Origin of the sequence: Plantactinospora sp. KLBMP9567 (genome assembly GCF_033446045.1) — a bacterium.
Lineage (GTDB): Bacteria > Actinomycetota > Actinomycetes > Mycobacteriales > Micromonosporaceae > Plantactinospora.
In genome coordinates, this window is sequence record NZ_JAWQRR010000048.1 from 60,148 (window position 1) to 80,145 (window position 19,998).

18 protein-coding genes and 1 pseudogene are annotated in these 19,998 nt (G+C 71.6%); 8 read left to right on the top strand and 11 right to left on the bottom strand.

All coding sequences use genetic code 11. The features are described from left to right. Positions 1-4: 4 nt before the first annotated feature. The 3 genes and pseudogenes from R6Y94_RS36305 to R6Y94_RS36315 form a co-directional block, all read left to right on the top strand. A complete protein-coding gene (locus tag R6Y94_RS36305; RefSeq protein WP_318401030.1) occupies positions 5-1,465 on the top strand; it encodes a benzaldehyde dehydrogenase in 1,461 nt (486 codons plus the stop codon). Further along, positions 1,423-2,736, top strand: a complete 1,314-nt coding sequence (locus tag R6Y94_RS36310; protein WP_318401032.1) for an MFS transporter — start codon at positions 1,423-1,425, stop codon at positions 2,734-2,736. Before R6Y94_RS36305 ends, R6Y94_RS36310 begins: the two co-directional genes overlap by 43 nt. 50 nt (positions 2,737-2,786) lie before the next feature. Beyond that, positions 2,787-3,038, top strand: a pseudogene (locus R6Y94_RS36315) (FAD-dependent monooxygenase); the annotation flags it as partial. A gap of 14 nt (positions 3,039-3,052) precedes the next feature. Here the strand turns inward: R6Y94_RS36315 and R6Y94_RS36320 are convergent. The 6 genes from R6Y94_RS36320 to R6Y94_RS36345 all read right to left on the bottom strand — a co-directional run bounded on the left by R6Y94_RS36320 (position 3,053) and on the right by R6Y94_RS36345 (position 9,309). Then, complete coding sequence (locus tag R6Y94_RS36320; RefSeq protein WP_318401055.1) at positions 3,053-3,208, bottom strand: hypothetical protein; 156 nt, start codon at positions 3,206-3,208, stop codon at positions 3,053-3,055. 65 nt (positions 3,209-3,273) lie between these two features. Further along, complete coding sequence (locus tag R6Y94_RS36325) at positions 3,274-3,717, bottom strand: DoxX family protein (protein WP_318401034.1); 444 nt, start codon at positions 3,715-3,717, stop codon at positions 3,274-3,276. A gap of 186 nt (positions 3,718-3,903) precedes the next feature. Then, positions 3,904-4,254, bottom strand: coding sequence for a protease inhibitor I42 family protein (locus tag R6Y94_RS36330; protein WP_318401036.1), 351 nt, complete (start codon positions 4,252-4,254; stop codon positions 3,904-3,906). 45 nt (positions 4,255-4,299) lie between these two features. Beyond that, entirely contained in the window at positions 4,300-4,974 is a 675-nt protein-coding gene (locus tag R6Y94_RS36335) for a C1 family peptidase (RefSeq protein ID WP_412102962.1), read from the bottom strand. Between the two features lie 350 nt (positions 4,975-5,324). After that, on the bottom strand, positions 5,325-6,524 hold the full coding sequence (locus tag R6Y94_RS36340) for an FUSC family protein (protein WP_318401039.1): 1,200 nt from the start codon (positions 6,522-6,524) through the stop codon (positions 5,325-5,327). Between the two features lie 415 nt (positions 6,525-6,939). Next, positions 6,940-9,309, bottom strand: coding sequence for an SGNH/GDSL hydrolase family protein (locus R6Y94_RS36345; protein WP_318401041.1), 2,370 nt, complete (start codon positions 9,307-9,309; stop codon positions 6,940-6,942). 584 nt (positions 9,310-9,893) lie between these two features. Between R6Y94_RS36345 and R6Y94_RS36350 the strand changes: the two genes are divergently transcribed. Continuing rightward, positions 9,894-11,795, top strand: a complete 1,902-nt coding sequence (locus R6Y94_RS36350; protein WP_318401042.1) for a sialidase family protein — start codon at positions 9,894-9,896, stop codon at positions 11,793-11,795. Between the two features lie 326 nt (positions 11,796-12,121). Here R6Y94_RS36350 and R6Y94_RS36355 read toward each other — a convergent pair whose 3' ends face one another. Beyond that, entirely contained in the window at positions 12,122-13,018 is an 897-nt protein-coding gene (locus tag R6Y94_RS36355) for a hypothetical protein (protein WP_318401043.1), read from the bottom strand. Between the two features lie 184 nt (positions 13,019-13,202). On the opposite strand from R6Y94_RS36355, the gene R6Y94_RS36360 reads away from it, so the two are divergent. Beyond that, a complete protein-coding gene (locus R6Y94_RS36360) occupies positions 13,203-13,715 on the top strand; it encodes a SigE family RNA polymerase sigma factor (RefSeq protein WP_318401051.1) in 513 nt (170 codons plus the stop codon). Further along, entirely contained in the window at positions 13,712-15,172 is a 1,461-nt protein-coding gene (locus R6Y94_RS36365; protein ID WP_318401044.1) for a hypothetical protein, read from the top strand. The genes R6Y94_RS36360 and R6Y94_RS36365 overlap by 4 nt, the downstream gene beginning before the upstream one ends. Here the strand turns inward: R6Y94_RS36365 and R6Y94_RS36370 are convergent. From R6Y94_RS36370 to R6Y94_RS36385, 4 genes are all read right to left on the bottom strand, one after another. Continuing rightward, entirely contained in the window at positions 15,169-15,360 is a 192-nt protein-coding gene (locus R6Y94_RS36370; protein ID WP_318401045.1) for a DUF397 domain-containing protein, read from the bottom strand. The genes R6Y94_RS36365 and R6Y94_RS36370 overlap by 4 nt on opposite strands. Next, positions 15,347-17,638, bottom strand: a complete 2,292-nt coding sequence (locus R6Y94_RS36375) for an Hsp70 family protein (protein ID WP_318401053.1) — start codon at positions 17,636-17,638, stop codon at positions 15,347-15,349. Before R6Y94_RS36375 ends, R6Y94_RS36370 begins: the two co-directional genes overlap by 14 nt. Before the next feature lie 183 nt (positions 17,639-17,821). Continuing rightward, positions 17,822-18,013 carry a DUF397 domain-containing protein gene (locus R6Y94_RS36380; protein ID WP_318396382.1) on the bottom strand — a complete coding sequence of 64 codons (192 nt, stop codon included), beginning with the start codon at positions 18,011-18,013 and terminating at the stop codon, positions 17,822-17,824. Further along, positions 18,000-18,797: a helix-turn-helix transcriptional regulator gene (locus R6Y94_RS36385; protein ID WP_318396383.1), complete on the bottom strand. Its 798-nt coding sequence runs from the start codon at positions 18,795-18,797 to the stop codon at positions 18,000-18,002. The genes R6Y94_RS36380 and R6Y94_RS36385 overlap by 14 nt, the downstream gene beginning before the upstream one ends. Positions 18,798-19,032: 235 nt before the next feature. Between R6Y94_RS36385 and R6Y94_RS36390 the strand changes: the two genes are divergently transcribed. Then, positions 19,033-19,425: a hypothetical protein gene (locus R6Y94_RS36390; protein WP_318396384.1), complete on the top strand. Its 393-nt coding sequence runs from the start codon at positions 19,033-19,035 to the stop codon at positions 19,423-19,425. 3 nt (positions 19,426-19,428) lie between these two features. Then, on the top strand, positions 19,429-19,677 hold the full coding sequence (locus tag R6Y94_RS36395; RefSeq protein ID WP_318396385.1) for a flavin reductase: 249 nt from the start codon (positions 19,429-19,431) through the stop codon (positions 19,675-19,677). Positions 19,678-19,998 lie beyond the last annotated feature (321 nt).

Consider the following 19,998-nt stretch of genomic DNA (forward strand, 5'->3'; position numbering starts at 1 on the left):
TCCCGTGACTCTTCTCGACTCGGCTGACTGGCACGGCAGGATATACAGCGACGGTTGGGTCCGGGCCGACGGCGGCGACGCGGCCGTGCGGGAACCGGCCACCGGCGACGAGATCGGCCGTACCGGCATCGCCAACGCCGCCGACGTGGCCCGGGCCGCCGCCCGCGCCGCCCAGGCCCAGCGCGACTGGGCCGCGACCCCCTACGACAAGCGCGCTGCCGTGCTGCGCAGGGCCGGGCAGTTGTGGGAGGAACACGCCGCCGAGGTCGGGGACTGGATCGTCCGGGAGACCGGTTCGGTGCCGCCGAAGGCAACCCTGGAGACGGACACCGCCGCCCAGGAGTGCTACGAGGCGGCGGCGCTCGCCTCGCACCCGCTCGGCGAGATCATCCAGAGCGCGCAGCCCCGACTCAGCCTGGCCCGCCGGCTGCCGGTCGGTGTGGTTGGGGTGATCTCCCCGTTCAACGTGCCGATCATCCTCGGGGTCCGCTCGGTCGCCCCGGCGCTGGCCCTGGGCAACGCGGTGGTGCTCAAGCCCGATCCGCGCACGGCCGTCACCGGCGGGATCGCGGTCGCCCGGATCTTCGAGGAGGCGGGCCTGCCACCGGGGGTGCTGCACGTGCTGCCGGGCGGGCCGAAGGCGGGCGAGGCGCTGGTCGCCGATCCGCACGTACGCCTGATCAGCTTCACCGGCTCGACGTCGGCCGGCCGGCAGGTCGGGCAGGCCGCCGCCCGGCACCTCAAGCGGGTACTGCTGGAACTCGGCGGCAACTCGGCGCTGGTGGTGCTCGACGACGCCGACCTGGACCTGGCGGTCTCCGCCGGTGCCTGGGGTTCGTTCCTGCACCAGGGGCAGATCTGCATGACCACCGGCCGGCACCTGGTGCACGAGTCGCTGGCCGACGAGTACGTCGACCGGCTGGCCGAGAAGGCCGCGCACCTGCCGGTCGGCGACCCGGCCCGGGAGCATGTCGCGCTCGGGCCGATCATCGACGAGCGGCAGCGGGACAAGATCCACTCTCTGGTCACCGGCAGCGTCGACGCGGGGGCGACCCTGGTGACCGGCGGGACGTACGAGAACCTCTTCTACCGGCCGACGGTGCTCTCCGGGGTCACCCCGGCCACCCCGGCGTACGCGCACGAGGTCTTCGGTCCGGTCGCCCCGGTACTGCGCTTCGCCGACCTCGACGAGGCCGCGAAGCTCGCCGCCGACAGCGAGTACGGCCTCTCGCTCGGGATCCTCAGCCGGGACGTGATGAAGGCGATGGCCTTCGCCGAGCGGGTACCGAGCGGCATCGTGCACATCAACGACCAGACGGTCAGCGACGAGGCGGTCGCCCCGTTCGGCGGGGTTGCCGCCTCCGGTAACGGGCCCCGGCTGGGCGGGCCGGCGGCCAACCTCGCCGCGTTCACCGAGACCCAGTGGGTGACCGTGCAGGGCGACATCACGAGGTACCCCTTCTGAACCGCGAGTCTCCGGTCCCCGGTACCCGGGCCGCCGAGCCGGACGGCGACGCGGGCCCGCCCGCTCCGGGCAGCGACGCGGGCCCGGGTGCTGCGGGCGGCGGACGGTTCGGAATGGGCCGGGGCGGCTGGCTGACGCTGCTCGGAGTGGTCCTGCTGGCCCTGAACCTGCGGGCGGCGATCGTGGCGGTCCCACCACTGCTCCCCGAACTCCAGGTCGACCTCGACCTGGGGCGGAGCACCGCCGGCCTGCTCACCGCCCTACCGGTGCTCTGCTTCGGGTTGCTCTCCCCGTTCGCCGCGCTGCTCGGCCGCCGGATCGGCATCGAGTTGGCGCTGCTCGCCGCGATGCTCGGCATTGTGCTGGGCAGCCTGACCCGGACCCTGCCGCACGCGGGTTGGATGCTCGCCGGCACCGCGATCATCGGCGCCGGGATCACCGTCGGCAACGTCCTGGTGCCCAGCGCGGTCAAGCAGCACTTTCCGGGCCGACCGGGCCTGGCCACCGGGTTGAGCACCGCCTCGATGACCACCGGGGCGACGCTGGCAGCGGCGGTGAGCGCCCCGCTGGCGTACGCGCTGGGGTGGGGTTGGCGGGGTTCCCTGCTGGCGCTGGGCGCGTTCGCCGGGGTCGCGGCGCTCGGCTGGCTCCCCCAGGTGCGCCGCCGGCACATCGCACCGGCCGCGGAGCCCCAGCAGCCGAGCGGCCGGGTGCTGCGCTCGCCGGTCACCTGGCAGGTCGCCGTCTTCATGGGGACCCAGTCGATGCTCTACTACGCGCTCCTCACCTGGCTGCCGAGCCTCCTGCGGGACCAGGGCGTCGAGCCGACCCGCGCGGGCGCGGCGCTGGCGCTGTTCAACCTGCTCGGGATCGGCACCGCGCTGGTGGTGCCGACGCTGGCGGTCCGCCGGCCCGACCAGCGCGGGCTGGCCCTGGTGGTCTGCGCCGGCTGGGCGGCCGGGGTGCTCGGCCTGCTGGCCCTGCCCTCCTGGTATCTGCTGTGGACGGTGTTGGCCGGGCTCGCCCAGGGCGCCGCACTCAGTCTCACCCTGATCCTGCTGGTGCTCCGGGCCCGGACACCCGGGTCGGCCCGGCAGCTCTCCGGCGCGGTGCAGTCGGTCGGCTATCTGCTCAGCGCCTCCGGGCCGGTGCTGGTCGGTGCGCTCCGGGACACCAGCGCCGGCTGGGGCCTACCGCTCGCGGCCCTGGTCGTGGTGACGGCGGTGATGACGGTGAGCGCGCTCGGCGCGGGCCGGGACCGGCAGGTCTGACGGGCCGGCCCGGTGGTTCGGGAAAGTCGCGAGAGGTCAGGGAGTGAACGATGCGTACCCAGGTCGGCACCCGGCTGAAGACGGTCCCCGGTTGGACGCTCAATACGGGGCCGATCCTGGAGAAGAGCCTCACCGGGATGCGGAGCCTGGTGGTGGAGCCGATGCGGTGGCGGCGGCTCTTCCTGGCCGGCGACGCGGCGCATATCGTGCCGCCGACCGGCGCCAAGGGAATGAACCTGGCGCTGGCCGACGTCACGCTGCTCGGCGACGCGTTCGCCGCCTTATATCGGGAGGGTCGGTACCACCTGCTGGACGCCTACTCCGACACCGCGCTGCGTCGGATCTGGCGTGCCCAGCACTTCTCCTGGTGGATGACCTCGCTGCTGCACCGGCTGCGGACCGGCGACCCGTACGAGGCGAAGTTGCAGCTCTCGACGCTGCGTAACGTCACCTCGTCCCGGGCGTACGCCACCAGCCTGGCGGAGAACTACGTCGGCTCCCCGAGGTCTGATCAGGAGGCGGCGCGGTCACGTCCGGTCAGGGGGCGGTTGCGGCCACCGTGCTGGGCTCCTGGGCCACGCCCCGGCGACGGGCGAGCGCGGCGTCCAGCGACCACCGTCCGGCGCCGAGGGCGGCGACCAGCAGGAAGGACCAGCAGAACAGGGCCGCGGTCTCGCCGCCGTTGTTCAGCGGCAGCAGCCCGTCTGGCTGGTGCACCACGAAGTACGCGTACGCCATCGAGCCGGAGCAGATGATGGCGGCGGCGCGGGTGCTCAGGCCCACCAGGACCAGCAGTCCGCCGACGAGCTGGATGAGGGCGGCGTACCACCCGGGCCAGGTGCCGATCGCGATCGCCTCGCCGCTTCCCCGGTTACCGCCGAAGATCCCGAAGAGGGAGGCAGCGCCGTGCAGGGCGAACAGCAGGCCCAGCACGATCCGGAACAGCGTGGTGACGACGTCGGTGACTCGGGCATTGGACATGGGACTCTCCTTGCGACTGGCAGGAATAGCTGTTGGGTCCCACGGCAAAGTCACGCTATCCATTTACATTGACGGCTGTCAATAGCTCTCATTGAGCCTTTCTCGGCTCCCCTTGCGGTCCGTCCTGACCCGCAGGTGAAAGGCGCGGTAAACGCGCCGCGCTGCGCAAATTGGAAAAGTTCCATTTCAGCCGGTCGGCGACGCGACCGGTCCGGTGCCCGTGACGTGAATGGTAACCTCGAACCGCCGCGCCGCGCGCTCCCCCGGCTCCCAGCCGCGCAGCAGCACCAGCCGCAGCGTTGTCCGGCCGGTCCCGGTGGCGGTGAACCGCAGTTGCCGGATCCCGGCGCCGCCCAACCCCTGCTGCCCCGGCCGGAACGCGTCCCCGGCCGGAGCGAGCACGGCGGTGTCCACCGCGTCGAGCTGCCACCGGTAGCCCGAACTGGGCGTCTCGGTGAGCTGGACGACCACCAGGTCCCCGGGCGCCGCCGGGTACGACCGGCCGGCATCCGCCTCGGTCAGGTCAACGCGCGCCATGCCGGTCTCCGATCCTGGGTGCGATGGGCGGCCCGCTCCGGCCGGTCAGTGCGGCAACTCCACCGCACAGCACGCCTCTCCCTCGTTCTGGAGCAGGCCGTCGAAGTCGCCGCGCTTCATCTTGAACCGGCCGCCCCAACCCCACGCCGCACCCCAGGAGTTCTGGAACAGGTACGCGTCCTCGGACTCGATCCGGTCGAGCATCAGATAGCAGTGCCCGCCCGATCCCTTGCCGGTCGGCGTGACGAACCCGTTCTCGTCCGGGTTGAACATGTCGGCGGTCCACGCGGTGCCCACCACGACCGAACCCTGGTTGTCGATCCACTCGTCGATCTCCGCCGTGGTGTGCGCGAACGCGAACGCGGCGAGCCGGCCCCGCTCCCGGACGGCGAGCGCGCCGGACCGGACCGTCGAGCCGTTCTCCTTGCCGGGCTCGCCGTCGATCACCTTGGCCTCGTAGTAGAGGGCGTGGCCGTCGGCGTTCTGGTACGTGCCGGCCACCGGCATCGCGTCCACCCAGCCCGCCCAGCCGAACCCGACGCAGTGCCCGGTCTGGCCCTGGTCGAGCTGGACGGTCAACTCCCAGGCCGGCGCCCGGTCCCGGGCCGCGGCCGGGGCCACCGTCGGCTGCCGCTGGGTCCGCAGCCAGCGCCAGAAGACCAGGTACGCCCGCCAGTCGGAGAAGTACGGCGTCTCGGTGAGCACCTGTTCCACGGTCATCTGCCGGATCGACTCGGCCGGCTCGGCGATCTCCAGCAGGCGCGGGATGTCCCAGTCCCGCGGATCCGGCCGGTAGAGCCGGCCCAGCAACTGCGGACCGGGAACGCTGCTCGCGCTCGTCTCCGGCGGATCCACCGCGAAACGCCTCTGCTGCTCCATCGACTCGCCTCCGGCCGGGCCCTGACGGGCGGGTGGACACCGACGGCGTCAGGCCCAGCCCGGACATCGCCGCAGAACCCGTCCCGTAGCCGCCGCGGCACCCATTGTGCGCCCTGGGCACAATTCCGTGGGTGCGATCCGGCGAGTCCGCCGACCTGACGGCGTGTCACCAGGCGTCGTCGTACGCCGCGTCACCGGGCGTCGTCGTACGGCGGCCGGGCGCGCTCGCCGTTGCGGGCCGCCCGCCGTACCGCCCGGGCGGCCTGGCGGCTCGGGCAACCGGTGGCCCGGACGACGTCGGCGGCGGAGACCCGCAACTGCGTGACGAGCGCGTCGCCGAAGTTGTGCAGCCCCTCCCGGCGGGCCCGCCCACCCCGCCGGGCGGCCACCAGGGCCCGGCGCCGGGTGGCCCCGGTGTCCCGCCCGGTACGCGCCTGGCGGTGCAGTTCCCGTACCGCGCTCGCCAGCATCTCGATTGCGTCGGGCAGGCTGCCCGGGATCGGCTCCCGGTAGTCGATCACGGTCACCGCCCGCCGGGCCAGGTCGCGGGCGCCCTCGATCACCCGGGTCAGTTCCGTCACGCCCCGGGCGTAGTGCTCGAACTCCTGCCGCCGGCCCCACCGCAGCGGCGCCAACCTGACCACCTCCGCCGCGCCGCTCACCGCCTCCCGCAGCCGCCCCAGGTCCTGCTCGATACCGCGCAGCCCGTCCAGCGCCCGAATCGCCCGCTCCGCGTCCCGCTTCCGCAACGCCACCCCGATGTCCTGGAGCCGGCCGACGAGGATGGCGAAGACCGGCCCGGCCGCCCGGTTGACGACCCGGATCGGGTTCAGCGGCAGCAGCAACGCGACCACGACCAGCCCCACCGCGCTGCCGGTCACCGCGTCGACGATCCGGGGGATCTCCAGGTTGCGCTCGCTGGACGAGAGGGTCGCGATCAGCACGGCCGTACCGCCGACCTGGCTGACGATCGTCCCGCCCCGACCCACGAGGCCGAGTGCGACGCCGATGGCCAGGGTGACGATGACCGCGGTCTGCCATGCTCCACTGCCGATCAGGAAGATCAATAAATCGCCGATGACGATGCCGAGGCCCACTCCGGCCAGCAGTTCGACGGTGCGCCGGGTGCGCTGGCCGATAGCGGCGACGATCGTGCCGACCGCGGCGGTCGGCGCGAAGACCGGGTTCGGGTTGCCCAGCAGGTTGTGCGCGATCCACCAGGAGAGCCCGGCCGCGATCCCCGCCTGCACCGCGATCACCGCGATGACCTCCAGTTGCCGCGCCCGCAACTGGGTGGCCCGGCGACCCTCGTACCGGGCCCGACCAGCGGTTTCCCGAAGCCGGCGGACGGCTGCGACCAGCGGCGACCGGTAGTGGGGGCGGGGCGGCATGTCGGCGAGTACCCGGCCCGGCTCCGCGCAACCGCCGACCCGTCATGATCGGGGTACCGCCGGCAGGTGCCGGTCACCCGGGCGGGTCGACCGTTCGCCAAGTCCTCCCGTCGGCCGAGTGCAGGATCACCTGACCATCGTCGACCAGGTACGAACCCGTCGATTGCCGTCCGCGCCGGTCGTGGCAGCGGGCCGACCTGGTCGTCCGGCTGGTACTCCCGCACGCTGCCCCGGCCGAACAGCAGTCGGACCGGCAGTTTGCCCCTCGTCGACCGGCTGTTGCAGCACGTGCGTGCCGCCGGGCAGCACCCGTCCCGTAGCCGCCGCGGCGGACGGAACGGCGCCCGCTGACGCGTCCTCTCCTCTCGCGGCAGCTCTCCGGCTCCGGGCAAGCAGGAAGACGCACAGGCGGCACTCAGCGGAGTGTGCCGAGGTCGATGGCCTCGGCCATCACGCGGTAGCCCGCGTCCGACGGGTGCAGGTGGTCGCCCGAGTCGTACGGCGGGTTGATCCGCTGCGGATCCGCCGGGTCACGCACCACCGCGTCGAAGTCGACGACGGCGTCGAAGTCGTCACTCGTGCGGATGAACTCGTTCACGGCCTGCCGCACGCCCTCTCGCCTCTCTGTGTAGGAGCGCCATCCCTTGATCGGCGTGATGGTTCCGACGACGACCCGTAGGCCCTGTGCGTGTGCCTGGGCGGCGATCTGCCGCAGGGCAAGTTTCAGGGTCTCCGGATCGAGATGTTCGAGGTTGAGGATGTCGTTGACGCCCTCGAGCACGATGACCGTACGCGCCCCGGACGTGGTCAACATGTCCCGGGACAGCCGGGCGAACGCGTTCGGGCCACCGATCCCGGCTCCGGTGCTGCTGTCCAGGATCCGGTTGGCGCTTATGCCGCTGTTGACCACGCCGAGCGTGGTCGGTCCCGGCTTGGCGGCGAGCCGGTCGGCGAGGACGTCGGGCCACCGCAGGTTCGCGTTGACGGTCGACTTGTCCCCGTCGGTGATCGAGTCGCCGAAGGTCACCACCGTACCGCGGGCGGAGGTGGACCGGACGTCCACGCCTGTCGCGTAGTACCACGCCGTGGTGGGCTGGGTGAACGCGGTGCCCTGCTCGTCCGCCGCGTGGTCGCCGTCCGCGGTGATGAACGACGTCTGGTAGGAGCGCGGGTGCTCGGTCACCGGGCCGGACGGCGCCGGGGTGTAGACGGTCACCAGCAGGTCCCCGTCTGCCGGCACGGCAAGGGTAACCGGGTCGCTGAGCACCTCACCGCCGGTGGGGACGGTCACCGACGGCGCACCGCCGAAGGTCAGCTCGCGCATCGTGCCGGGGACCGCTTCGGGCGCGTCGGGCCCGGTCGCCACTGCCAGCGTCGCCCGTCCCATCAGGACCGGCGCCGTGCCGAGCGCGTTGGACAGGCGCACGCGAGCCGCGTCGCCACCCACGCTGGTGTGCACCACGTTGCGGATCGAGTGGTTCGGCACGCCCTGGTCGGTACCGGGCGTCGTCCGCGCCATGGCCGTCTGCCAGGTGCCGACCCAGGTGCCGGGCCGGTGGCCGGGCGGGCGGCTGTCGAGCTTGTCCAAGTCGACGACCGCCGCCATGGCCCGGTAACCGGCGTCTTTCGGGTGTAGGTGGTCGCCGGAGTCGTACTCCGCCCGGAGCCGGTTCGGCGCCGCGGGGTCCCGCAGCGCGACGTCGAAGTCGGCCACCGCGTCGAACGCGCCGCCGTGGCGGATGAAGTCGTTGACCGCCTGCCGCACCCCTTCCAGTTCCTCGGTGTAGTTGCTCGACCCGCCGAACGGCGTGAGCGTGCCACCGGTGACCCGCAGCCCCTTTGCCTTGACCTGAGCCGCTACCTGGCCCAGCGCCGCGATGATCTCCGACGGCTCGTGGTGCTGCGGCTGGCCGCCGATGTCGTTGATTCCCAACAAGACGATCACCGAACGCGCACCCGTCGCGGTAAGCACGTCACGGTCCAGCCTGGATAGCGCGTTGGGATTCCAGGTGCTGTTGAGCAACCTGTTCGAGCTGATGCCGGCGTTGAGCACGCCGAGCCGCGTCGGCCCAGGCGCGGCGATCAGCCGGTCGGCCAGGTAGTCCGGCCAGCGGTGATTCGCGTTCCGTTCCGAGTTGTTCCCATCGGTGATCGAGTCGCCGAGCGTGACCACCGCGCCCTTGGCGCGTCCCAGGACGTCGACGCCGCTCACGTACGGCCAGAAGGTGATCGTCTCGGTGAACGCCGCGCCGGACTCGTCGGCCGCGTGATCACCGCTCGGCGACAGGTACGAGGTCTGGTTGGCCACCTGGTGATAGGTCACCGGCCCCGACGACACCGGGGTGTACACGCTGACCAGGAGGTCGCCATCTTCCGGTACGGCAAAGGAGATCGGATCGCTCAGTACCTCGCCACCGGCCGGGATGGTCACCGACCGCGCGCCGCCGAAGGTGAGCGCTCGCATCGTGCCCCCGACCGCGTCCGGTGCGTCGGGCGCATCGGCGACCGCGACCGTCACCACGTCCATCCGCACCGCAGCCGTGCCGAGGACGTTGGTCAGCGAGACCCGCACACCCGAACCACCCACGCTGGTGTGCACGACGTTGCGGATCGTCCGGTCCGCGTATCCGGCGGGGAGGTCGGGGACGATGCCGGAAGCCGAGGCCGCCCAGGTGCCGACCCAGTCACCCGGCGGTGCCGTCGACCGGCTCTGCTGGCCGGTCGCGGAGGCCGGGCTCGTCATGCTGAGCACCAACGCGAGGACGGTGCCGGCGGTTGTTGTCATTCTGCGGACGTAAGACATGGGATCTCCTCACGATCACGAACGAGTTTGCCCCCGGCCTTGATCGCGGTCAACAGCCCCCTGGCTCTCTGTCCGGTCACGACTCAGCCTGTTCTCCGAGCGCACCGCGAGCACGGAGAGGGATCGACGCAGGCAGATCATCAGACCTGTTGTTTCCATAGCGGGAAGGGATTGTGGGCCATTGGACGCCACTTGGCGGGAGTGGTGTCGAACCACCCCGGACCGGGGTTGTTTGACGCGCCTCGGCAGGGACACGTCGACCACACCGGCCCACGAGTTGTCCGGAGGACTTGCGGCGCCCGAGGTCGGACGTAGGATGTCCTGAGCTGGCGTTTCACCAAGGCCGCGCCGATGCGCCGGAAGAGCGACGGCCGTCCAAACGGATCGGCGGAGGTCCACCAACGCTTCGAATGCCTGACGAGAGGTGGGCGATACGGGCAGAGCTCGGGGTGATCCGGCAAAGCTCGGGATGATCCGCGAGGGCAACTGGTGCGACATCCAGCAACCCGGATTCACCTGCCGTCCGACACGATCCGCCCAGCGGTGACCACTGGAGGTATCGCTTCATGACGAGACGAAGAAACAGCCCAGGACGCCCTCGACTGTTGTCCACCGTGGTGATCGCGGCGATGGCCGCTGCCTTGCTCACCACCGGCACCGCACACGCCGCCGAGCCGTACCGCGAGGAACGGGCGGTCTACACGGCGAACACGGACGGGTATTCCTGCTTCCGGATCCCGGCGATCGTGAAGGCCACCAACGGGGACCTGCTGGCGTTCGCCGAAGGCCGGATCAACAACTGCGACGACAGGGGCGACATCGACCTGGTGCTGAAGCGGTCGCACGACGGCGGTCGTACCTGGGGGTCGCTCCAGGTCGTGTCGCGCGGCAACGGCGACACGCACGGCAACCCGATGCCGATCGTAGACGAACGCACCGGTCGGGTCCTGCTGTTCACGACCCACAACCCGGGCGGCGGAAGCGGTGGACGCGATCCGTACCTACAGGTCAGCGACGACCAGGGAACGACCTGGAGCGCGCCCCGGAAGATGACCGAGCTGATACTGCCGGAGTGGACCCACTGGTACGCCACCGGCCCGGTACACGCCATCCAGCTCAACCGCGGTCCGCACGCCGGGCGGCTGGTGATGGGCGCCAACCATGAGTCCGCCGGCCCCGACGGGCGGCCCATCGCCGGCATCCACCTCGGGTACAGCGACGACGGCGGCGACACATGGCAGCTCGGCGCCAGCGCCGGTGGCGCCAGCGACGACATCTTCGTCAACGAGTCGACCCTCGTGGAACTGACCGACGGGCGGATCTACGTCAACGTGCGGGAAGCCGGGACGGCTGAGGGCACGCGGGCGTACGCGATATCCAGCGACGGCGGCCGCAGCTACGACGCGCCGTTCCAGATGGTGCCCGAGCTGACCATGCCGGTCGTACAGGCGGCGCTGCTACGCCTCACCGCCACCGACGAAGGTGACGCGCGGGACCGCATCCTGTTCTCCGGCCCCGCCAACCCCGGTAAGCGTGAGGCCCTGACGATCCGGTCCTCGTACGACGAAGCCCAGACCTGGGAGACCTGGCAGGAAGGCAAGGTCATCAGCTGGGGTCCGGGCGGGTACTCCGACCTGGTCAAGATCGAGACCGATCCGGTCACGGGCCCCGTGGCCGGAGTGCTGTACGAGAGCGGCGTGGCCGCCCTGTACGAGGTGGTCCAGTTCGTCAGGTTCAACGAGGCGTACCTCGACACCCCGAACGGTCCGCCGCCGAGCCTGCCGCCGCCACCGGAGCCGGGACCGACGACTCCGGACGCGGCACCGCGCTACGACAACACCGCCTACGTACGCGGCGACGCGACGCTGGGTAAGGGGAGGTACGGCACCGGGCTCGCGCTCGACGGTGTGGACGACCATGTGGAGGTGCCATACAGCCCAGGTGTCGACCTCGAGGACGACCAGTTCACGATCATGACGTGGTTCCGGTACACCGAAACCACCGGCAGCATCGTGATCTGGTGGTTCTACCAGGTGGGCACGGGAGCCGCGCAGATCTGGCTGCGGGCCGAACCGGCGAGCAACCGCATCCGGGGTGTTGTCGGCACCGGCCAGGGCGACGCGAACATCACCATCGCGGGCGCATACAACGACGGGCTCTGGCACCACGTCGCCATGCAACGAACGGCGACCAGGGTCACGGTCCTCATCGACGGCGCCACCGTCGCCGACCTGGCCGCTCCCCGCGGCTCCGTGACCACCGGCAGGGAGTTCGGCATCCGCAGCGTCTACCTCGGCCGACGCGTCGACGGCCTCAACAACCCGTTCCGTGGCTCCCTCGACGAGTTCCGCATCTACGGCCGCGCCCTCACCGCCAGGGAACTGCGGGAGATCCGGGAGCACAACGTACCGATCGCCGGGCAACTCCGGCTCCGTCTTCCGTTCACCACCATCAATCCCTGCCGGTAGCTACCGCACCGGTGCCCGAGGCGGTACGCAACCACCTCTCGAACCTACTCGTCTGGTCGGCGCCCGTGACAGGAGCCAGCCGAGTCGTCGGGCCCGCGAACACGGGCTGGGCCGGCGGTGACCCTGGTCGCCGTCCCAGCCCGACGGCGGGGCCAGCCGTTCCGCCGAGCTGCCTGGGCCAAGCCGGAGGCGCGCACCTGATCACCACCACCCGACCATTCGACCACCATCCATCGATGGTCACGATGGCGACGCCGACACCAGTACCGCGCCAAACGTCCCGACTACCAGCGAAGACAACGAATCGACCAGCTACGACCGGAGTACTAGTCGCCGGAGAGGTCGGCGCAGCCGGTCTCGTCCGGGAGCAACGGGCGCAGGCCGACCTGCCAGCGCTCGCCGCCGGAGGTCCACGGCGTACGGGCGTTCGCCTTGGCGGCGGCCGCGAGCAGTGCGGTCGCCTCGGCGCCGCGTACCTCGACGCAGCCCTGGTCGAGACCGGATGAGGGCGGTGACCCGGGCAGCGCCGGGCCAGGCCAGGCGATCTCCGGCGGGGCGGCCAGCCCGTTGTCGTCCGCGCGCCACGGGATCGCCACCGCCGCGACCGCCTCGGCCTGGTACGGCTGCGGCTGGTCGACCTTGTCCTGCCCCAGCGTCCCGGCCAGATCTGTGAGCGCGGCGAGCAGCTTCTGCAACTCTGCCCGGGCGGTACGCTGCGCCTCGGTCAGCCCCGACGTGTTCTGCCCACCCTCGGAGAGTGCGTAGACCTCCAGCTCGTCCGTGCCGGCGGCGGACGACACGGTGAACCGGGTCGACGGGACGTCCGTGACCGACGGTCGGCCAAGATCGGTGGCGGTGCCGACCCCGGCGGCCCGGGCCTGCTCGACCAGCCGGTCGACCTGCTCCGGCGTCAGGCGCTGCTGCTGAAGGTTCGGCAGCGCCGGCCCGGGATAGATGGCGGGCACCGGCCCTTCGGTGATGACCCGCCCGTCCGCATAGATGGTCACCATCGGCACCCGGGTCAGCCGGGAGGCCGGCGCCACGAACCCGCCGGTCTGCTCCACCCGGAGCACCACACCGTTCGGATCGGCGGGACCGGAGTCACCGCCGGATCCACCGCCCGGTCCGTCCCCGCCCGTCCCCGCACCCTCCCGGGCACAGGCGGCCACCAGCAGAAGCAGTGCGCCGACACAGGTTATCCGGACACCTCGCCACGTTCTCATGCCAATCAGACGGGCCGGTGCCCCGGTCGGTTCCACGTCATCCGGCCGTCGCATGATCGAAGCCAACCCGATTCGCGGCCCGGTCATGCGGACGTTCGTTCGCCGGTCCGGGGATATTCGCCGGGCGGCTCACCCACCCAGATCCGTACCGGCCGGCGTGTGGTCGGTTGGAGGGAAGGTGGAGATGAACGCCGAGAAGGCATTCAACGCGTACCTGGCCGGTGGGCTGCCCAGGTGGTCACGCATCGCGTTCCTGCTGACCGGCGACCGGCACCTGGCCGAGGACCTGGTCCAGATCACCTTCGAGCGGGTCGCCCGGCACTGGGAGCGGATCGTGGCCGGCGGCGACCCCGACCCGTACGTGCGGCGGATCATGCACTCGCAGCACGTGTCGCTCTGGCGGCGGCGCTGGCGCGGCGTGGAGCTGTGGTCCCGCCCGCCCGAGACGCCGGTCGACGATCCGACCGCCGCAACCGACCGGGCGGTCGTCGTCCGTCAGGCGTTGGCCCGGCTCGCACCCCGCCAGCGAGCCGTGCTGGTACTGCGGTACTTCGAGGACCTCACCGAGGCCGAGGCGGCGAAAGTGCTCGACTGCTCGGTGAACACGGTGAAGAGCCAGACCCGGGACGCCCTCGCCCGGCTGCGGTTACTCGCGCCGGAACTGGGTGAGCTGGTCGGTGGAACGGAGCTGAGATGACGGAACGACTGCGTGATGTTCTCGCCGAGGTCGGCGACTCGATGCCACCGGCCCGGCTGACCCCGGACGTGTGGCGGCGCGGTCGGCGCGCCCGGCGGCGGTCCCGGCTGCTCCGCTCCGGCACGGCCGCGCTGGTGGTGCTGCTGGTCGCGTTGGCGCTGCCCTGGGGGCTGAGTCGGCCGTACCCGCTGCCGTCGACCGTCGGTGACGGCGGCCCGGCCGTGCCGGCGCGACTGTCGCTGCCGTGGATGTGGCAGGCGACCGTGCAGATGGATCCGCCTGGACCGGCGTCGGTGCTCTTCGGCGGCGACTCGATCGGCCTGCGCGGCACCGACCTCTTGGACAGCGAAGGCAAGCTGGCCGTGGTCGGCCGCGACGGTGACTACCGGATGCTGCTCTACGCCGGCTGGGATACCGTCACCGCTGGGGAGAGCGCGCTGCTGTCCCCGGACGGTACCCGGGTCGCCCAGTCCTTTCTGTTGGGTTCCGGCTTCGACAACGTCGACGGCGTCACGATCGTCGACCTGACGACCGGCCGGAGTACCCAGCACGGCGCCCGGCACGGCACAGGCTGCTGCGAGCCGCTGGCCTGGGCACCGGACGGCAAGTCGTTGCTGGTCGCGCTCTCCGGCCCTTCGGAGGTTTTCGACCAGCAGACCGGGCTCATCCGGCAGCCGGAGCGGCTGGCACTGCTCGACCTGGCCACCGACGCCCTGCTGCCACTGCGCGACTTCACGCCCGCGCAGGCGATCCGGACCGCGTCGCGGGCCGCGTTCGCCCCGGACGGGCAGACGATGGCGGCGACCGAAGGCAGCACCGTGCATCTGGTCGACCGAAGCGGCAGGGTGCGCTGGTCGGCTGAGCTGGGCGACCGGACGTACCTGGCCGGGACGGGCGCGTTCACCTCCGACGGTACCCGGATCGCGACCGTCACCCTCGACGGCTGCCTCGACGAGTGCGACGAGGCGGCGTTGGCGACCCGGCGATGGAGCCTCGGCTTCCTCGACGCCGCGACCGGCCGCCCGCTGCCCGGCGCCGGGTTCCCCGTCGTTACCGGCCAGGCCGTGCGGGCGTTGGGCTGGGCGAACGGCCACGAGCTGGTGGTGCTGCGCTACGAGCCGGAGCGCGGCGCGTACAAGGCTCGTGATCGGGGCTGGAACGACACCGGCTGGTACGAGACCGGCCACGTCACCCTGCTCGCCCTGGGCCCGGACGGCTCGACCCGTACCCTGATCGACCCGCCGGACGACGTGCTCACGATGGACGTCGCGCAGGACCTGCTGATCGCCGGCCGGTTCGGCGGTCCGTCGTCGACCGCCGCCATGTTCCCGGCCCGCGGCATCATCTGGGTGGCGGCGGTCCCGCTGGGCTGCCTCGCCGTGGTGGTCGGGCTCGTGACACTGGCCGTGGTGGTCGCGGTCCGCCGTCGGCGCCGTGCCCGGAGGAATGCTGCCTAGCGCCGGCTGGCGGCGAGGCCGACGAAGGCACGCCACGCCGCCGGCCCGAAGGTCGGCACCGGCCCCGCCGGGTCCTTGCTGTCCCGTGCGGCGACCACGCCGGGCAGGTTGTCGGCCACCTCGACACACCCGCCACCGTTGGTGCCGCTGCGGGTCGACTTCCGCCCCCGGGCGTTACTGAGGTGCATGCTGGCTCTCCACTTCCTTCAGGATGACGCCACCAGTGTCAGGTGCTACCTTCCACAGCCGTACGGTCTCGTCCCAGCTACCGGTGGCGAAGGTCCTGCCGTCGGGGCTGAACACCACGCTCGTGACCCGGTCGGTGTGCTCGGTGAGGGTCGTGATGGTCCCGCCGGTGGCGACATTCCACAGCCGTGCGGTGTTGTCGGCGCTGCCGGTGGCGAGGGTCTTGCCGTCAGGGCTGAACGCCACGCTGGTGACCGAGTCGGTGTGGCCGGCGAAGGTGGTGATGGTCTCGCCGGTGGCCAGGTCCCACAGCCGCGCGTCGTCGGCGCTGGCGGTGGCGAGGGTCTTGCCGTCGGGGCTGAACGCGACGTCCACGACGTTGGCGGTGTGCGCGAGGGTGGTGGTGGTCCTGCCGGTGGCTACGACCGACAGTTGTGCGCTCTTGCCGGCGCTGGCGGCGATGGCGAGAGTCTTGCCGTCGGGGCTGAACACCACGCGCACCGCCGAGTGGCTGACGCCGGTCAGGGTGGTGACCGTCTCGCCGGTGGTCACGTCCGACAGCCGTACGGCGTCGCCCCAGCTACAGATGGCGACGGTTTTGCCGTCGGGGCTGAACGCCACGTCCCCGACGGTGCCGGTGCCGGGGAGGGTGACGGTGGTCCTGCCGGTGGTCACGTCCCACAGCCGTGCGGTCTTGTCGTTGCTGGCGGTGGCAAGGATTCGGCCATCGGGACGGCTGAACGCCACGCCGTAGACCGGCCCTTGGTGGCCTCGGAGAGTGGCGGTGCTCCTGCCGGTGGCGACGTCCCACAGCCGCGCGGTGTCGTTCGGCCCGGTCGTGGCGACGGTTCTGCCATCGGGGCTGAACGCCACGCCGTTGACCGGTCCGAGGCCGGTCAGCGTAACGGTGGCCTGCGATCGGTCTGGCACGAAGATCCATAACCCGGCGGCGACGATCGCCAGTACGAGGGCGGCGGCGCCGCCGATGGTGGCCTTGTCCCGGCGGGTTCGGGGCGGCCAGCGCGGCCAGCGAACAGCGGCAGCGTCGAAGATGGTGTGCTTTGTCTCCAGCTCACCAGGGGTGATGGCGAGCGCCGTCGGATAGGCGTTGTCGTCGGTGGTCGGGGTTCCGGTCAGGGGTACCGGGGGCGGAGCGTCGGCCGGGGGCGGAGCGTCGGCCGGAGCAGCCGGCGCTACCGGCGGCGCTTGGACGGGTGCCGGCGTCGTTGCTGCTGCCAGGGTGGGTTCGACTGTCGGCCGAGTGGTGGTTGTCGGGGTGTGCAGGGCGCCTTCGGCGACGACGAGTTCGGGGTGGTCGAGGGCGGTGGGGGCGATGCGGAGGGTGCGGTGCAGTAGGGAGGCGGTGAGGGGTACCCGGGAGGAGCCGCCGACGAGGAAGATCCCGGCGATGTGTTGTCTGGGTACGCCGGTGTCGCGCAGCAGTGTGGCGGTGAGGTCGACGGTGCGGTCGAGGTGGGGGCGGGCCGCTGTTTCGAATTCGTCGCGGGTCACGTGGACGACGGTGTCGACCAGCGGGATGTGCAGGTCGGCGGTGGTGTGCCGGGACAGTTGTTCCTTGGCGGTACGGGCGTCGCGCCACAACTGTTGGTGGGCGCGTTGGTCGGTGGGGGTGTGCGGCCATTCCAGTCGTCCCCACGCGTCAGCGGCGGTGGTCAGTGAGCGGGCGTGGTTCACGATGGCGGCGTCGAGGTCCAGTCCGCCGACGTCGTCGAGGCCGGCGGTGGCCACCACCTCAAGCCCGCCCGCGGTGCGGCGGACGATGCTGACGTCGCAGGTGCCGGCACCCAGGTCGTAGACGACGAGGCACCGGCCGACCGGCAGGTCGCGGCCGAGGACGTGGGCGAAGTACGCGGCTGCGGCGACTGGTTCGGCGACGAAGCCGCACTGGTCGAGTTGTGCCTGTTTCGCCGCGCGGGCCAGGACGCCGAGCCGGGTATGGCTCCAGCCGGCGGGGTGGGTGAGTACCACCGTGTCTGGCGTTCTGCCGGCGACCCGTCGCGCCTCGGTGCTGACCCGGGTCAGCACGGCGGCGATCGCGTCGGTGACGCCGACCTCCCGTTCGGCGAGCCAGATGACGTGGTCGTCGATCCGCCGTTTCGGGTTGGCCTCGAAGCCCGCGGGGTGGGTGGACGTAGCCCGTTCGGCGTCCGTCCCGGTGAGCAGCGGGCCGGCGCCGGGGCCGGCGAACACCCCGGACGACAGCAGCGGAGACGCGTCGAACAGCAGCGGCCTCGTGCGCCCGTCCGGACCCGCGAGCATCGCCACCGTCGACGAGGTACCGAAATCGACCCCGAGACGATATCCACCCAATGCCACGGGATCACCCTATGGCAATGCCTCAAGGTCCTATCGAGGAGTTGCCCGGGGCGGCACTGAAGCCGCTACTGTCGAATGCGATAGCAACCAGCTCAAACGCCACCGAGCCGTGGCCACCAGCACAGCCTAGCCCTGCCTGGCGGCGAGGCCGACGAAGGCACGCCACGCCACCGGCCCGAAGGTCAGCACCGGACCCGCCGGGTCCTTGCTGTCGCGTACGGCAACCACGCCAGGCAGGTTGTCGGCCACCTCGACACAGTTGCCGCCGCTGGTGCCGCTGCGGGTCGACCTCCGCCACCGGGCGTCACTGAGGTGCATGCTGGCTCTCCACTTTCTTCAACAGGGCGAGCGACAGGTTCTGCGGCAAGGCTACGCCGCGCACACTTTCCCACCGCGCGAGGAGCGTAGCGATGCTCTCCTCGTCGTCGACGACGAGCCCGGCAAGCTGGTTCTCCAGATCCCCCACCCAGCCACCGTCGGCGGACCTGGCCAGGGCGAGCGGTCCGGAGAGGCCGACGTGCAGGCCAGCGTCGTCGGGAATGATGTGTAGCTGGATGTAGGGTCGCTCGGCCATCCGTAGCAGGTGCGCGAGCTGCTCGGCCATGATGGCGTCCCGGCGCCGCAGCGCCGACTCATCGAGGACGACGATCACCAGGGGCGGCTGGTCCCGGGTCAGGATCTCCTGCCGTTGGAGTCGGGACGCGACCAGCTTCTCGACCTCCTCCTCCGGCCGGGTGGCGTCGAAGCGCAGAACCGCGCGGGCGTAGTTCTCGGTCTGGAGCAGGCCGGGGATCAGGGTCGGGTGGTAGTAGCGGAGCTGCATTGCGGCGCGCTCGGCGTCCAGCCAGGGCCTGAACCAGGTGGGCTCACTGTCCCGCTGCGCCGCCTTCAGCAACCGCACGAATAACCCGCCCGTCTCCAGGATCTCGTCGGCGCGGGTGGCGTACGGCATGTCGATCGCTCGGGTACCGGTCTCCACAGCGGACACCGTCGAGGCCGAGTAGTTCGTCCGCTTGCCGAACTCCTCCTGCGACTGGCCGCGCAGGGCTCGCTGCCGGCGGAGCTGGTCGCGAATGAAGGCGAAATCATCCTCGTGTTCCATCGGACCTCCAGAACTCTGTCTAGATCACCAGGCGTTCGCCAGGCGCCGCCGCCGGCTCAGCAGACCTGCGCCGTGACCTGCTCGATCGCCTTCCGAGCCTAGTGCCGTCCACAGCAGAGTGTCACCCAGCAGAACCGCTCGGTGACCGCCAAGCGCCCGGGTGGAACTCGCCCCGGGAGCCGGTCTCGACCCCCCACCGGGACCGGCTCCCCTCCAACTCCCCGAGGAGGTTGTGATGAAAAGGCTGCTCCGGCATCTGACCGGACCACGGCCCTACCACCGCCGGGACTGGCGCCGGCTCTGGCGCTACTGCCACTGCGGTTGGCGCTGGCGCTGCCCGGATTCGGTCGAGCTGGTGCCCACGCCCTACCAGCCGCCGCCCCCGGTCCAGTTGACCGAGATGGAGCGGGCCGAGATCCGGACTCTGTCGGCCACGCCGCCGCCCACCATCCCGGAAGCGCCCCCGCCGCCCGCCACCCTGGGAGCGACCCCGCCGCCGGCCCGGGCTCGGGCGAGCAACCGTCGGCCCGAATGGGATGCGCCCACCCGCTCACATCTGGCGAACGGCCGCCCAGGTGGGCTGACGCCCGCTCAGGAGCATCGCGCTCGGCACGGTACGCGGGTGTGACCGGTGATCGGCCCGCAGGAGCGTTGGCGTAAGCACATCCCGACGCACCCGTCGTACCGGTGCCGCAGGTGCGCCAACCCCTGGCCCTGCCAGTCCGCCCGACTGGCGCTGGCCACCGCATACCGCAACGACCGGGTGGGCCTGATGGTGTACCTCGGCGCGCACCTCGCCCGCGCGCTGCGCGAGCTGCCCGACACGCATCCCGCACTGCTCGCGGGGCAGATCCTCTACTGGGTGCCCCGCCGCCGCTGACCGCCTCTATAGAGGGCCGGACTCGGCTGGACGGAGCTCACCCGACCGGCCCGCCTCGGGTCGCCGCTTCCCTTCGGCGACCCGGGGCGGGCCTCTGATCGGCGGCGGGCAGTGCCACGCAGACCCGGGTGCCCAGGCGGGGCAGCTCGACAGTCTGCGAAACGGTACCTCGGTCCGGAGCGCCTCCGCCCTCCCCCGCCGCCGCCCCAAAGGACGCCGACCTCCAGCGCGGTCTGGGGCAGCCAGCGCTCCTGAAGGATGGGACGTGGTGGTGCCGGCGGCGGCCCCTGGCCCCCCGTCGGCCCCCCGCCCCCCCCCCCC